Below are 15309 nucleotides of genomic sequence, written 5' to 3'. Positions count from 1 at the left end.
GGCCCGTACGCGCCGGCTACGCGCTGCGCTGGCGCCGGCGCGCTGCCGAGATCGCGCGGTTGGTCTCCCTCAGATCCTGCTTCTCGCGCAGGGTCTGCCGCTTGTCGTACTCCTTCTTGCCCTTGGCGAGCGCGATCTCGACCTTGACCCGGCTGTCCTTGAAGTACAGCGCGAGCGGCACGATCGTGTGACCCGTCTCGCCCGACTTCGACTCCAGCTTGTCGATCTCCGCCCGGTGCAGCAGCAGCTTGCGCTTCCGCTTGGCAGAGTGGTTCGTCCAGGTCCCCTGCACGTACTCAGGGACGTGGATGTTGTGCAGCCAGGCCTCGCCCCCGTCGATCTGGACGAAGCCGTCCACCAGGGAGGCCCGGCCCAGCCGCAGCGACTTGACCTCGGTACCCATGAGTACGAGACCGCACTCGTAGGTGTCGACGATGTGGTAGTCGTGCCGCGCCTTCTTGTTCTGCGCGATGAGCTTGCGCCCTGTGTCCTTTTCCTTAGCCATAGTGAGGCCATTTTCGCACTACGACCCACCCCCGAGGCCACTCAATACCGTCTCGGCCCGCCGCTCGGCCCCGGAGCTGACCGCGAGGTCCGGGGTGATGCCGCGGCCGTCGACGCCGCGGCCCGCCGGGGTGCGGTAGTGGCCGACGGTCAGCTCGGCCACCGAGCCGCCCGGGAGCTTGCTGGGCATCTGGACCGAACCCTTGCCGAAGGTGCGCGATCCGACGGTGACGGCGCGGCCCCGGTCCTGGAGCGCGCCGGTGAGGAGCTCGGCGGCGCTCATCGTGCCGCCGTCGACGAGGACGACGAGGGGGCGGACGGTGTCACCGCCCGGCTGCGCGTAGAGGGCGCGCTGCTCGCCGTGCACGTCGTACGTGGCGACCAGGCCGCCGTCCAGGAAGGCGGAGGCGGCGGTCACGGCCTCGGTGACCAGGCCGCCGGAGTTGCCGCGCAGATCGAGGAGCACCCCGGCGCCCGCCGGTGCGTCCCGGACCGCGTCGTGGATCCTGGCACCCGAGCCCCTGGTGAACGAGTCGACCTCGATCAGTACAGCCGACGAGGGATCGGAACGGTCCGGTCCGATGCGCCGGACGGTGACGGCCTCGGTGCTGAGCCTGGCCCGGCGCAGCGTCTCGGTCCGAAGGGCGGCGCCCCGCTGGACCGCCAGCACGACGGTGGTGCCCGCGCCCGCCTCCGTACGGTCTCCGCGCAGCAGGGCCACGGCCTCGGCAACGGGGCGCTTGTCGATCCGGTGACCGTCGATCGTACGGAGCAGATCGCCCGGCTCGATGCCGACCCGGTCGGCGGGGCCGCCGGGCTGGACCCGGGCCACCTCGACCAGCCCGTCCGCGGAGCGCTTCGCGGCGATCCCGACACCGGTGTACGAGCCGTCGAGGGCCTGCTCGAACTCCTCGTACTGCCGCTCGTCGTACACCGCGCCCCAGCGGTCGCCGCTGCGGCTGACGGCCTCCTCGGCCGCCTCCTTACCGGACTTGCCGTCGGCGACGGCGCGGGCGGCGGCGTCGGCCACCTCGTCGCCGTCGACGGTGGAGGCGACGGAACGCGCCGCTATGCCCGAGGACTTCGCGCCGTCGTGCGGCAGCGAGCCGGTGGCCGCCGCGGTGGCCAGCACGGTCGCGAAGACCAATGTCAGGGCCGCCCCGCGGCGCACACCGCGGGGCCCGAAACATTGTGTGGGGCCCGACATGGCGTCGAGTCTAGGACAACGCCCCTGTGGCGCACGGCCGGTTGGCCGTGCGCCACAGGGGCGCTTGTCACACCTTCAGGTACTTGCGGAGCGCGAAGAGAGCGGCAACGGCGGGCATCAGCAGACCGATTGCCAGGACCAGGGGCAGCTTGGTGAAGACCGCGTCCCAGCCGATGAAGTCGATCAGATTCAGCTTGCTCTGCAGTGCCAGACCGCCGTCGATCAGGAAGTACCGGCCGGCCAGCAGCATCACGCAGGCGAGCACACCACCGATGAGACCGGCGAACGCGGCCTCCATGATGAACGGCATCTGGATGTAGAAGCCGGATGCGCCGACGAGCCGCATGATGCCGGTTTCGCGCCGTCGGCTGAACGCGGACACCCGGACGGTGTTCACGATCAGCATCAGCGCAATGACCAGCATCAGCGCCATCACGAAGAGGGCGGCCACATTCATGCCGTTCATCAGCTGGAAGAGGTTGTCCAGGATGGATCTCTGGTCCTGGACGGACTGCACCCCGTCACGGCCGGCGAAGGCGGTGGCGACGACCTTGTACTTCTTCGGGTCGTGGAGCTTGACCCGGAACGACTCCTGCATCTGGTCCGGCGTGATGTTGCTCGCCATGGGAGAGTCGCCGAACTGCTGCTGGTAGTGCTTGTACGCCTGGTCGGCCGACTCGTACGTGACCGTCTGGACGGCGTCCATCTTCTTGAGGTCGCCCTCGATCTCCTTCTTCTGCTCGGCGGTGACGGCGCCCTTGGCGCACTTGGGCGTCGAGGTCACATCACTCTTGCTGCACAGGAAGATCGAGACGTTGACCTTGTCGTACCAGTAGTCCTTCATCGTGCTGACCTGCTCGCGCATGAGCAGCGCGCCGCCGAACAGGGCGAGCGAGAGGGCGACGGAGACGACGACGGCGAAGGTCATCGTGAGGTTGCGACGGAGGCCGACGCCGATCTCCGACAGGACGAACTGGGCGCGCATGGCGTCCTTTCAGTGCTCGATGCTCAGTGCTGGTAGCCGTAGACGCCGCGGGCCTGGTCGCGTACGAGACGGCCCTGCTCCAGCTCGATGACGCGCTTGCGCATCTGGTCGACGATGTTCTGGTCGTGAGTCGCCATGATCACAGTGGTGCCGGTCCGGTTGATCCGGTCCAGCAGCTTCATGATGCCGACGGAGGTCTGCGGGTCGAGGTTGCCGGTCGGCTCGTCCGCGATCAGCAGCATCGGACGGTTCACGAACGCCCGCGCGATCGCCACGCGCTGCTGCTCACCACCGGAGAGCTCACCGGGCATCCGGTCCTCCTTGCCGCCGAGGCCGACCAGGTCGAGGACCTGGGGCACCGCCTTGCGGATCTCACCGCGCGGCTTGCCGATGACCTCCTGCGCGAACGCAACGTTCTCCGCGACGGTCTTGTTGGGGAGGAGGCGGAAGTCCTGGAACACCGTGCCCAACTGGCGGCGCATGTGCGGCACCTTCCAGTTGGACATGCGCGCCAGGTCCTTGCCCAGGACGTGAACCATGCCCTGGCTGGCGCGCTCTTCGCGGAGGATGAGTCGCATGAAGGTGGACTTGCCGGAGCCGGAGGAGCCCACCAGGAAGACGAACTCGCCCTTCTCGATATCGAGAGACACATCCCGTAGAGCGGGACGGCTCTGCTTCGGGTAGGTCTTGGAGACGTTGTCGAATCGGATCACGGATGCACCACGGTCGGCCGGGAGTAGGTGTGCGTGACCATACGCGAACCGGGCTGACGCGTGCAGGCGCGCGTCCGGGGATGGGCGATTTATGACGGAACGGGACTGGTCGGCGCCGGGGCCGAAGCGCTATGGAACGGGTGATGTCCGGCGGGCCGCGCCGAAATCCGCGCGAGCTGGCACAGTGGTGGGGGGAACAGTTGCGTTTCCATGAGCGTTGTGCGGAGTGAGGACGTATGCGGCTCCGCCGCGCGGGAGGAGGAAAGCGCATGACCTATGACCGACTGGTGTGCGCAAACTGCGCGGCGCCTGTGAACGAGGGCCGTTGCCCTGTGTGCCGGGCCAGCCGCGCACGGCTGCAGCAGGAACAGGAGCAGGGAATGTTCGCGGGGCTGAGCCCTGTGACGCTGGTGGCCCTGCTGGTGGTGCTGCTGGGCGCGCTGGCGCTGCTGGCGCACCAGACCGTGTAGTCGAGGCCGTCCGTCCGCCTGCAAGAGCGTGTACGTGTACGCAGAGGGGCCCGGGATGCCGACTGGCGTCCCGGGCCCCTCTGTGCGTAGCTGTTACCGCAGGCGGCCCTTAGGCGACCGTACGGCCGTTCACGAGGCGCGGCAGGATCCGGAAGCCGATGCCTCCGGCAATCATCGTCGCGGCGCCGACCAGCAGGAACGTGGTCTCGGCGGCACCGGTCTCGGCGAGCTCGTCCTTGCCCTTGCCCTGCTCGACCGGCTGGTTGCCGGCCGAGTCGGGGGTGGTGTTGTCCGCGCACTTCGCGCCGTCGAGGTCGACGGTGCACGTGTCGGCGCCGCCGCCACCGGTCGCGGAGCCTGCGGAGGCGTTACCGGTGGTGGAGCCGGTGTCGCCACCGGTCGCGCCGCCGTGCGAGGCACCACCCTGGTTGCCCGCGCCACCCTGGTTACCGGCACCACCCTGGTTGCCCGCGCCACCCTGGTTGCCCGCGCCACCCTGGTTGCCCGCGCCACCCTGGTTACCGGCACCACCCTGGTTACCCGCGCCACCCTGGTTACCCGCGCCACCCTCGCTGCCCGCACCACCCTGGTTACCGGCACCACCCTGGTTACCCGCACCACCCTGGTTGCCCGCACCACCCTCGCTGCCCGCACCACCCTGGTTACCGGCACCACCCTCGCTGCCCGCGCCACCCTGGTTGCCCGCGCCACCCTCGCTGCCCGCACCACCCTGGTTACCGGCGCCACCCTCGCTGCCCGCACCACCCTCGCTGCCGGCACCACCCTCGCTGCCCGCACCACCTTCTGTGGTACCGCCCGTGTCGACGCCACCGGGCTCCCCGCCGCTACCACCGCCGGCCTCGCCGGCGTTGCCGACCTGGGCGCTGACGGAGGCGTCACCGGCGTCCACGCCGATCCCGATTCCGATACCGGCGGCCGACGCCACACCGGCAGCGGTGAGCGAGGCACCCGCCGCGATCACCGCACCTGCGGCTATGCGCGCGACGCGCACTCGCGTCTTCTTGGTCATCTGCTGCTACCCCCAGTAGCTGTTCTCGTCAGTGGAGCAGCCATATGCGGGCCCCGGCTCTGCGGGGTTTGCTCCGAACAGCGCCACATGGAACCGTGGTCACGCCGCCCGCCCCCGTTCACACCCGTCCCAGACATACGCATGCTGCCCTAGCACCCTGTCCACAGTTAAGGCCTGCGTCAAGGCCGTTCCGTGCAATGTGCACCGCTTTGATAGCAGTTGACCTTCATTCAGAATCACGACTGTGACGCACTCACCACGCCACCTGCGCAACTCGGAACCCCAACTCCCTTTCGGGTGCCGCCCCGCACCCCTCCCCGACGAAAACGGCGGTGCCGGAAACCCCGTCGGGATTCCGGCACCGCCGTAAGAACAGGAAGCAGCAACAGACTGCTGGGGCCCGCCTACTTCTCCCGCTGCTTGCGCCAGCGGATGCCCGCCTCCAGGAAGCCGTCGATCTCGCCGTTGAAGACCGCTTCCGGGTTGCCGATCTCGAACTCCGTACGCAGGTCCTTGACCATCTGGTACGGGTGCAGGACGTAGGACCGCATCTGGTTGCCCCAGGAGTTGCCACCGTCGCCCTTGAGGGCGTCCATCTTGGCCTGCTCCTCCTGGCGGCGGCGCTCAAGGAGCTTCGCCTGGAGGACGTTCATCGCGGACGCCTTGTTCTGGATCTGCGAGCGCTCGTTCTGACAGGAGACGACGATGCCGGTCGGGAGGTGGGTCAGGCGCACCGCGGAGTCCGTGGTGTTGACGCCCTGGCCGCCGGGGCCCGACGAGCGGTACACGTCGACGCGCAGCTCCGACTCGTCGATCTCGATGTGGTCGGTCTGCTCGACCACGGGCAGCACCTCGACACCCGCGAAGGACGTCTGGCGGCGGCCCTGGTTGTCGAAGGGCGAGATCCGGACGAGCCGGTGGGTGCCCTGCTCGACGGAGAGGGTGCCGTAGGCGTACGGGATCTGGACGGCGAAGGTGGTCGACTTGATGCCGGCCTCTTCCGCGTACGACGTCTCGTAGACCTCGGTCTTGTAGCCGTGCCGCTCGGCCCAGCGGATGTACATGCGCTGGAGCTTCTCGGCGAAGTCGGCGGCGTCCACGCCACCGGCCTCGGCCCGGATGTTGACCAGGGCCTCGCGGGAGTCGTACTCGCCGGAGAGGAGGGTACGGACCTCCATCTCGTCGAGCGCCTTCTTGACGGACTCCAGCTCGGACTCGGCCTCGGCCAGGGCGTCGGCGTCGCCCTCGTCCTGGGCGAGCTCGAAGAGGACCTCGAGATCGTCGATGCGGCCGCGGAGGGCCTCGGTCTTGCGGACCTCGGCCTGGAGGTGCGAAAGCTTGCTGGTGATCTTCTGCGCCGCGTCCGGGTCGTCCCAGAGGGATGGCGCGGCCGCCTGCTCCTCGAGCGCGGCGATGTCCGCCCTCAGCGCATCCAGGTCCAGGACGGCCTCGATCGACCCCATGGTCGAGGAGAGGGACTTCAGCTCTTCGGAAATATCGACGACTGCCACGGGTCCAGCGTAACGGCTGTCGGCGCGGACATTCCTCGGGCCGCATGATCACGACTCCGCGGCCGTGTGGGCGCCGCGTCCCCGGGCCGTACGGCGAAGGGGTGCGCACGGGACTCTCCGGCCGCGGAGCCATCGGGAACCGCCTCGCGGGGCCCCGGGGGGGGTCAGGGTGTTCCCGGCGCCGAGTTCTTCGTGTCCTGCGCAGGCGCGTCCGCAGTGTCGTCGCCCAGCGCCAGCCAGCCGCCCACGCCCAGCGCCACCACCAGCACCAGCGCCGCGGCGCCCAGCGTCAGGCGGCGCTTGCGGACAGCCGCGGACTTGTTGCGGGCCGAGCCCGGGCGGGGCCGGCCCGGGGAGCGCGGGGCCCTGGCCGTGCCCCGGGGGCCGCCGGAGAGTTCGTCGGGGGCCGGGACACGCATGCTCGTGTGGGTGTCCCGGTTGGAGTCGGCGGACGAGCCGGGGACCAGGGGGACCGCGCCGCGGCGGCGGGGTTCCTCGGGTGCGGGGGTGTACTGCTGCTCGTCGTACTTCTGGGGTTCCGGTTCGACGTCCGGCTCGTCCACGTCCAGCGGCGGGATGCCGGCCAGCTGCGGGAGCTGCTCGCGCAGCCGGGCCGCGAGCTCGGAGGCACGCAGCCGGGAGGCCGGGGCCTTGGCCAGACACTGGACCAGGAGCTGCCAGAGCTCGTCGGGGATGCCCGGGAGCGGGACGACCGTCTCCGTGACGTGGCGGCGCAGGACCGCGCCGGGGTGTCCGCCGCCGAAGGGTGTGAAGCCGGCCAGGAGTTCGTACAGGACCGTCGCGAGTGCGTAGATGTCGACGGCGGCGCGGGGCGGGAGGCCCTCGACTATCTCGGGGGCCAGATAGTCCGGCGTACCGATGATCTTGCTGGCCTTGGTGCGGCGCGGGGTGTCGATCAGCTTGGCCACACCGAAGTCGGTGAGCAGCGCCGGGTGCGAGCCGCCGGGGCCGAGCGGGCCCTCCATGTCGAGCAGGATGTTCTCCGGCTTGACGTCACGGTGGACCACCCCGGCGGCGTGCGCGGCGGCCAGGCCGTCGGCGACATCCGCGATGATCGCGACGGCGGCCTCGGGCGCCAGACGGCGTTCGCGGTCGAGGCGGGTGCGCAGGTCCGTGCCGCGTACCAGACTCATGACCAGTGCCAGGTCGTTGCCGTCCACCACGAGATCGCGGACGGCGACGACATGCGGATGGTCCAGGCCGAGCAGGGCGGTGCGCTCCTGGACGAAGCGGCCCACGAGCTCCTGGTCGGACGCGAGGTCCTCGCGGAGCAGCTTGATGGCCACCGGGCCCTCGGGCCCGTCGCCGAGCCACACCGTGCCGGCGCTGCCGCGCCCCAGGATCTGGTGGGCGGTGTACCGGCTGCCGATATTCCGTGCCAAGACTGCTCCCTCAGCGGCTGGCGATGGACCGTCGCTCATGACCCCCGGTCGACAAAGTTACGCGTCGATCGGGGTGTTGAGTGCCCGGGATGGCGCCAACCTTCACTTCTGCGGGCGAAATGCGGTGGAAACTGGCCCGCAGAAGTCGATATAGCTACAGAGTTGATGGTGTACCGGCGGCTCAGGAGCCGCTGCTGCCGCCCAGTTTCGAGACCCAGTCGGTCACGCTGGAGACCGCGTCACTGATCGCCTGCCAGTAGCTCTTGCCCTGGCCGATCCAGTCCTGCAGCGGGGTCAGTTCCCAGATCAGCCAGCCCGCGACGAACAGCAGCACCAGGGTGAACAGACACCCCTTGAGGCAGCCGAGGCCGGGAATCTTCATCGGGTTGGCGCTGCGCTGCCGCGGCTCGCGGGGCTGCCGCGGGGCCGGCTGCTGGGGCGGCGGCTGCGGGGGCGCGTACTGCTGCCGCTGGTACTGCTGTTGGGGCTGGTGCTGATGCTGGGGTTGCGGCTGGTACTGCTGCTGCCGGGGCTGGGGGTACTGCTGCGGCTGCTGCTGATGCTGCGGCGGCTGCTGCCGTCGCTGAGGCTGCTGCTGGGGCTGGGACCTCTGGGGGCGGCGGCGCAGCGGGTCCTCGCTCGGGTCGAGGTACTGGACCTGCGTCTGCTCGTTGCGATCGCGGGCCGCCTGGAGCTGGGACTGCCAGGGGTGCGGCCCCTCGGGCTGCGGAGGGCCGTCCGGGTGCGGCGGTACGGGCGGCAGGACCGAGGTCGGGTCGGCGTGCCCGCCCGGGCCGGGGGCGTGCTGCATGACGCTGGTCGCGGCGTTCGGATCGTACGAGCCCGCGTTGCTGGGCAGCACCTGCGTCGGGTCGGCCGCACCGGGGGCCTGGGGAACGGCCGCGGGCGCCGGGTCGGGTGCGAGCAGGGCGCCCACACCGTCGGCCGCCGCGATCTGGGCCGAGCTGGCGTGCACGCCGATGCCCGCCGCGACGGTACGCAGTCCGCGGGCCAGGTTCTCGGCGCTGGGCCGCCGGTCGGGGTCCTTGCTCAGGCAGCGCTCTATGACCGTCCACAGCGGCGCCGGGACGGTGGTGGGGCGGCGGGGCTCCTCGCTGAGGTGCCGGTGCAGGACTTCGAGGGCGGTGCCTCCGGAGAACGGCGGGCGCCCGGTGACCAGCTCATACAGCAGGATGCCCGCGCCGTAGATGTCGACCGCGGACGTCTGCGGCCGGCCCTCGGCGGACTCCGGCGCCACATAGGCGGGCGTGCCGACGAACTCATGGGTCCGGGTCAGCCCCGGGGAGTCGGCCAGGCGCGCGATGCCGAAGTCGGTGAGCATCGGGTGCATCTGGCCGTCGCGCTCGTCGAGCAGGACGTTGGCGGGCTTCAGGTCGCGGTGGACGACGCCGTCGGCGTGGCTGGCGGCGAGCGCGTCCGCGATCTGCGCGGTGAGGAGCGCGGCGGCGACCGGGGTGAGCGGGCCGTTCTCGCGGAGGTAACGGTGCAGGTCGGGGCCGTCGACCAGGTCCATGACGAGGGCGAGGAGGTCTCCCTCGACGACCAGGTCGCGGGTGCGCACGATGTTCTCGTGGGTGAGCCGGAGCAACACGGAGCGCTCGCGCAGGAACCGCATCACGACGTCCGCGTCGTTGGCGAGCTCCTCCTTGAGGACCTTGATCGCCACGGTCTCGCCGGGCTGGCCGGCGACGGCCGCCTCGGCACCTGCGGTCTCCCGCTGGCGGGCACGCCAGACGGTGCCCGTGGCGCCGCGTCCCAGCGGCTCCTCGAGCAGGTACTTGCTGCCTACCGGCCGCACGTCATGCGCTCCCTGCTGATCGTGGTGCTTGCGGTGCTCCCGGATCCCCCGGGAGTTCCGGCCCACTCTAGTGGGGTGACCGGCGAGGTCGGGCGGGTCCGCCCGGTTGCCGTCGCCGTCCTTGTCCGCCGGGCCCGATTGCCTCCTGAAGGAGGTACCGGCCGTTGCGGAACAAGACGCTCACACCGGGCGGATGGTTGTCGTACACACGTGCGATGAACCGTTCCGGGCGCTCTCCCGGATCGGTTGCGCTGCCGCGGAGATCGTTCCAAGCAGGCACTTATGGGCGCACAGCCGACCTTTCAAGATCACTTAGCGGTGACCCCCGGGCGTGTTGTCAGTGGCAGGTGCGAGGATGCCTTCAGCACGGACTGTGGGGTAGGGAGCCCTGTGGCACGTGACGAACCTGTACCGGACGACGCGTCCGGGTCGGGTGGGGGGAATCACAGGGCGTTTCCCCTGCCCGGCGCCCCGCGCAGAAGGGACCGCTGACGGCGATGCAGATCCGGCTGACCGTCCTCGCGCCGCGCAGCGGCCAGACTCCGGCGCGCGCCTGCGACGTGCTGGTCACCGCCCCGCCGGGGACGGCGCTCGCCACGGTGGCGTCCAATCTGGCCGCGGCCGTTTCCGGGCCCGACGGCTCGCTCGGCAGCGGTGCGGTGGTGCTGTTCGCCGGGCGTGAGCGGCTCGACGCGCAGCGGTGCGCACTGGGTGAGCCCCCGCTGGTCGACGGAGCGGTGCTCTCACTCCAGGTCCCGGGCGAGGACGAGTCGGCGGACGACGCCGTTCCGGCGCAGCTGCATGTGGTCGCGGGGCCCGACGCGGGCGGGGTCCATCTGCTGCACGGCGGCCGGATCCGGATCGGCCGCTCCGCCGACGCGGACGTCCCGCTCGACGACCCCGACGTGTCCCGGCTGCACTGCACCGTGACGGTCGCCGAGGACGGCCTGGTCTCGGTGGCCGATCTGGGCTCCACCAACGGCACCCTGCTCGACGGTACGGAGGTCCGCGACCGCCCGGTCCGTCTGAAGCCCGGCGCGCTGCTGCGGCTCGGCGAATCGACGCTCCGGCTGACCTCGGGCGCGCGTACGCCGACGCTGGCGACGGCCCCGGACGGCGAGGGGCATCTGCGGGTGTCCGGTACGGCAGGCGCGGCCGCCGCCGATGGCGGCTTCGCCGAGGAGTACGGCTCCGGCCACGGGTACGCCCCGGCCGCCGCCGGCCCCGGGCCCGCCCCGTACGAGGGGCCCGGCGACCGTCACACGTACGAGAGCGGCGAAGGCGGGTGGGCCGACACCCGCCAGCCCCCCTCCGAGCGCTCCCCCCGCTTCCCGGGCGACGGAACACCCCGGCGGGGCGGGATAGGCGCCTGGGCGCGCAGACTCGCGGGCAACAAGGGCGAGCCGGTGCACGAGGCGACGCCCGACGGGACAGGCGCGGCCGAGCTGCCGTTCCCGGCCACCGCCTCCCCCGCGACACCATCGGGATGCGCCGCGGAGAGCATCTGGCCCGACCCGGCGGCCGTGCTGCTTACCGCGCTCGGACCCGGCCCCAGGCTGTGGGAGCGCGACACCGCGCACCCGGAGGCGCTCGTGGTGCGCCTGGGGACGACGGACCGGGCCGAGCTGCCCGCCGTGCCGGTGACCGTGGGGCTGCGGGAGGCCGGTTCCCTCGGGCTCGCCGGTCCGCGGACCCGGCTGGCCGGACTCGCCCGTTCAGCGGTGGCGCAGCTCGCCGCGCTGCACTCCCCCGCCGATCTGGAGATCGTGCTGATCAGCACGGACCGCGCCCGCAGCGCGGACGAGCGCAGACGCGAATGGGCCTGGCTCGGCTGGCTGCCCCATCTGCGCCCCATGCACGGCCAGGACTGCCGGCTGCTCCTCGCGTACGACCGGGAACAGGCCGTCGCCCGTACGACGGAGCTGGTGCGCCGACTGGACGACGGGCCGCTGGGGCCCGGCTGGGCGAGCCTGGACCGCAGCACGGTCGCCGAGGCCGCCGGGCAGTACTCGGGCCCGTACACCGTGGTGATCGTCGACGGCGACCCCGGCTCGGCGGTGCTGCGCGAGAACACCGCCCGGCTGGCCGCCGCGGGTGCCGCTGCCGGAATCCATCTGATCTGTCTGGCCGAGACCCCGGCCGCCACGCCCACCTCACCGGTCGCGGCGACGTACGAGGCGGCCTGCCACGCCTCGATCGCGTTCCGTGAGTGCGGGGCGGTGGCGATGCTGAGCGGTGATGTGGCCACGGCACTGCGGCTGCTGCGCACGGCGGACGGACGGGCCGCGGGCCGCGGCACGGTCGCCGCGGTGGACGCGGTGTCGGCGCACTGGGCCGAGCGGTTCGGCCGGGCGCTGGCCCCGCTGCGTACGGAGGGTTCGACGTCGGCCCACGGCCGGCCCGCGTCGGCCGCGCTCCCGCCGACCGCCCGGCTGCTGGACGAACTGGGCCTGGCGCGTGCCACCCCGGCATCCCTGATGGCCCGCTGGGCCTCCACTGCGGACGACCAGCCCGGCGCCACGGTCCGCGGTTCGGGCCGCTGGGCGGGCGGGCCGGCGGGCGCCGGTGGCGGTATGGATGCAGCCGACGCGGATGCCCGCGGTTCGGGACGCACGGAGTACCCACGCGGCGCGGGCCCCCGCGTGGGCGCCCAGCGCACAGGCGGCGCACCGGGGCCGGACCGCGCGGGCGGGTACGCCCCCGGCTCGGGGCGCACCCCGTACCCCGGCAGCGAGACCACCACCCACATCGGCACCGCGGGCCACGGCCTCGTGCGAGACGACGCCCACGACACCGGTGGTTCCGGACGCACCCCGTATCCCGGCGCCGCCCGTGTCGGCGGCGGGCGCTACGGCAGTTCGCCCGGGGACACCCGGAGCTCCCGTACCGTTCCCGCGTCCGGTACCTGGGGCGGAGGTGATGTCCAGGGGGCCGACAGTCTCCGTTCCGCCGGATCCGGGCGGACCTCGAACCGGGTCAGCGGACCGCGCGGCGGCGACACACCCCCGGTCGCGGCGCGGGGCGCCGGGAGCGGAGCGGCAGCCGCACGTACCGCCGTGGAAGCGAACACGGGCACCGGCATGCCCGCAGCCGCCCGGGCCGAAGGCGCCGCTGCCGTGGCCGCCGGGCGGCCCGTCGTGGTGCTCGGGGCCGGGCCCCGGGGCGCGGTCAGTGTGGATCTGGCGGAGGAGGGACCCCACCTCCTCATCGAGGGGCCGACCGGCAGCGGACGTACCGAGCTGCTGCGGGCCGTCGCCGCCTCGCTGTCCGCGGCAGCCCGGCCCGACCGGCTGGGCATACTCCTGGTCGACGGCGCCGGTGGCGAGCGTGGCGAGAGCCTGCGCCCCTGTACCGAACTCCCGCACGTGTTCACACACCTGGTGGCCTCGGATCCGGTACGGATGCGCGAGTTCGCGCAGGCGCTGGGCGGCGAACTGAAGCGGCGCGCCGAACTGCTCGGCCAGTACGACTTCACCGAGTGGCACCACCGGCACGAGGTGGCGCAGCGGATGGCCGGCCAGCGCCCGCCGAGCGCCGCGGAGCAGCGCGGAGACCTCGACTCCCCGATGAGCGGGACGCTCCGGCTGCGGCCCGCCGCAGCACGGTCCACGGGCCCCGGCCCCTCCCCGCTGCCCCGGCTCGTCGTCCTGGTCGACGACTTCGACGCGCTGGTCGCCCCGGCGCTCGGCAGCCCCGGCCGCCCGGCCGCGGGGTCGGTCGTACGGGCCCTGGAGGCCGTGGCCAGGGACGGCGGCCGGCTCGGCGTCCACCTGGTCGCGACGTCCGCCCGCCCGGACCGTACGGAGGACACGGACCTGGCCCATGGGGCCCGGCTGCGTATCGTGCTCGACGCACCGGTCGTCCCGCCGTCACCGGAGGCTCCGGCACCCGGACGTGGCCGGCTGGGGCATCCCGACGGGCGGGTGACACCGTTCCAGGGCGGCAGGGTGACGGGACGCATTCCGCGTACGGCGACCCTGCGCCCCACCGTCGTCCCGCTGGAGTGGGAGCGGATGGGCGATCCGCCGGCCCGGCGCCCGGTCCGCGAACTGGGCAACGGTCCGACGGACCTGGCGCTGCTGGCCAGTGCGCTGGAGCGGGCGGCCAGGTCGGTGAACGCCGAGCCGATAGCCCCGTTCGGGCCCGTCCACTCCTGAAGCGGCTCCGGGTCCGGACATCCACTGACATCACGTCACGAGCCCATCACGATCAAGGAGTTGACACGAGAAGCGGTATTGCGGCACCCGTACACCGGGCGTAGGACTGTGCGCACACAACGATGTGAGAGACGGGGAAGCAATGCGCACAACCCTTCGGATCAGCAGGGCCGCCGCGGTGTTCACCGCCATCGGCGCACTGGCCCTCACCGGTTGCGGTGACGACGGCGGCGGAAAAGACAAGTCGGACAAGAGCTCCGAGGGCGGCAAGGGGAGCTCGTCGAGCGTCGTACTGCCGAAACTGGACGGCGAGAAGCTCTCGGTCGCGGCGGTCTGGACCGGTGCCGAGCAGGCCAACTTCGTCAAGGTCCTCAAAGAGTTCGAGAACCGCACGGGGGCGACGGTCACCTTCGTCCCGGCGCAGGACCCGATCGTCAACTTCCTCGGTACCAAGATCGCGGGCGGCCAGCCGCCGGACGTCGCGATGATCCCGCAGGTCGGCGCGATCCAGCAGGCCGCCCAGAAGAAGTGGGCCAAGCCGGTCGGCGCCGAGGCCAAGGCCCAGCTGGCCAAGAACTATTCGAAGGTCTGGCAGGACCTCGGTGCGGTGGACGGCACCCAGTACGGCGTCTACTTCAAGGCCGCCAACAAGTCCCTGATCTGGTACAACGCCAAGGCATTCGAGAACGCGGGCGCGAGCGAACCGAAGACCTGGAAGGACTTCCTGGCGACGGCCGAGACGGTCTCCGCCTCGGGTGTCACCCCGGTCTCGGTCGGTGGCGCGGACGGCTGGACCCTCACCGACTGGTTCGAGAACATCTATCTCTCCCAGGCGGGTCCGGAGAAGTACGACCAGCTGGCCCAGCACAAGATCAAGTGGACGGACCCGTCCGTCAAGGACGCGCTGACCACGCTCGCACAGCTCTTCGGCAAGCCGTCGCTGATCGCGGGCGGCGCCGACGGCGCGCTGCAGACGGAGTTCCCGGCCTCGGTCACCCAGACCTTCACCGGCGGTGACCAGCCCAAGGCCGCGATGGTCTACGAGGGCGACTTCGTGGCCGTCAACATCGCGCAGACGAAGGCGAAGATCGGGACGGACGCCAAGGTGTTCCCGTTCCCGGCGGTCGGCGCCGAGTCCCCCGTCGTGACGGGCGGCGACGCGGCGGTGGCACTGAAGGACGGCAAGGGCGCCCAGGCCCTGCTGACCTGGCTGGCCTCGACCGACGCGGCGAAGATCATGGCTGAGCAGGGCGGGTTCATCTCGCCGAACAAGGCCCTGGACGCCGCCGCGTACCCGAACGAGGTGCAGCGCACGATGGCGAAGGCGCTGGTCGCGGCGGGTGACGCCGTCCGGTTCGACATGTCCGACCAGGCCCCGCAGTCGTTCGGCGGGACGCCCGGGAAGGGCGAGTGGAAGACCCTCCAGGACTTCCTGAAGAACCCGAAGGACATCGCGGGGACTCAAGCCAAGCTGGAGTCCGACGCGGCCAAGGCGTACAAGAGCTGACGG

Annotated in this window: 11 protein-coding genes; 3 read left to right on the top strand and 8 right to left on the bottom strand. The window is 71.7% G+C overall.

Annotated features, from left to right (window positions below; genetic code table 11):
- Positions 1–16: 16 nt before the first annotated feature.
- From smpB to ftsE, 4 genes are all read right to left on the bottom strand, one after another.
- Complete coding sequence (gene smpB, locus OG609_RS25275) at positions 17–505, bottom strand: SsrA-binding protein SmpB (protein ID WP_327274913.1); 489 nt, start codon at positions 503–505, stop codon at positions 17–19.
- Between the two features lie 18 nt (positions 506–523).
- Entirely contained in the window at positions 524–1711 is a 1188-nt protein-coding gene (locus OG609_RS25270; protein WP_327274912.1) for a S41 family peptidase, read from the bottom strand.
- Positions 1712–1778: 67 nt separating this feature from the next.
- Positions 1779–2696, bottom strand: a complete 918-nt coding sequence (gene ftsX, locus OG609_RS25265; protein ID WP_327274911.1) for a permease-like cell division protein FtsX — start codon at positions 2694–2696, stop codon at positions 1779–1781.
- A gap of 23 nt (positions 2697–2719) precedes the next feature.
- Positions 2720–3409, bottom strand: coding sequence for a cell division ATP-binding protein FtsE (ftsE, locus tag OG609_RS25260; RefSeq protein WP_024489199.1), 690 nt, complete (start codon positions 3407–3409; stop codon positions 2720–2722).
- Between the two features lie 269 nt (positions 3410–3678).
- Between ftsE and OG609_RS25255 the strand changes: the two genes are divergently transcribed.
- On the top strand, positions 3679–3879 hold the full coding sequence (locus OG609_RS25255) for a hypothetical protein (RefSeq protein WP_266361154.1): 201 nt from the start codon (positions 3679–3681) through the stop codon (positions 3877–3879).
- A 109-nt stretch (positions 3880–3988) separates the two neighbouring features.
- Here OG609_RS25255 and OG609_RS25250 read toward each other — a convergent pair whose 3' ends face one another.
- From OG609_RS25250 to OG609_RS25235, 4 genes are all read right to left on the bottom strand, one after another.
- Positions 3989–4909 carry a hypothetical protein gene (locus OG609_RS25250; protein WP_327274910.1) on the bottom strand — a complete coding sequence of 307 codons (921 nt, stop codon included), beginning with the start codon at positions 4907–4909 and terminating at the stop codon, positions 3989–3991.
- 404 nt (positions 4910–5313) lie between these two features.
- Positions 5314–6420, bottom strand: coding sequence for a peptide chain release factor 2 (gene prfB, locus OG609_RS25245; RefSeq protein WP_327274909.1), 1107 nt, complete (start codon positions 6418–6420; stop codon positions 5314–5316).
- A 164-nt stretch (positions 6421–6584) separates the two neighbouring features.
- Positions 6585–7823 carry a serine/threonine-protein kinase gene (locus OG609_RS25240; RefSeq protein WP_327274908.1) on the bottom strand — a complete coding sequence of 413 codons (1239 nt, stop codon included), beginning with the start codon at positions 7821–7823 and terminating at the stop codon, positions 6585–6587.
- A 181-nt stretch (positions 7824–8004) separates the two neighbouring features.
- On the bottom strand, positions 8005–9642 hold the full coding sequence (locus tag OG609_RS25235; protein ID WP_327274907.1) for a serine/threonine-protein kinase: 1638 nt from the start codon (positions 9640–9642) through the stop codon (positions 8005–8007).
- A 497-nt stretch (positions 9643–10139) separates the two neighbouring features.
- Between OG609_RS25235 and OG609_RS25230 the strand changes: the two genes are divergently transcribed.
- Together OG609_RS25230 and OG609_RS25225 are read left to right on the top strand one after the other, a co-directional pair.
- Positions 10140–13799 (top strand): FHA domain-containing protein, encoded by a 3660-nt coding sequence (locus OG609_RS25230; RefSeq protein ID WP_327274906.1) that lies wholly within the window; start codon positions 10140–10142, stop codon positions 13797–13799.
- Positions 13800–13941: 142 nt separating this feature from the next.
- On the top strand, positions 13942–15306 hold the full coding sequence (locus OG609_RS25225) for an ABC transporter substrate-binding protein (RefSeq protein ID WP_327274905.1): 1365 nt from the start codon (positions 13942–13944) through the stop codon (positions 15304–15306).
- Positions 15307–15309 lie beyond the last annotated feature (3 nt).

The organism is Streptomyces sp. NBC_01224, from assembly GCF_036002945.1.
In the GTDB taxonomy this organism is placed as follows: Bacteria; Actinomycetota; Actinomycetes; order Streptomycetales; family Streptomycetaceae; genus Streptomyces.
Note: the sequence above shows the minus strand (reverse complement) of the source record. Positions and strands in the feature narration are given on the sequence as shown.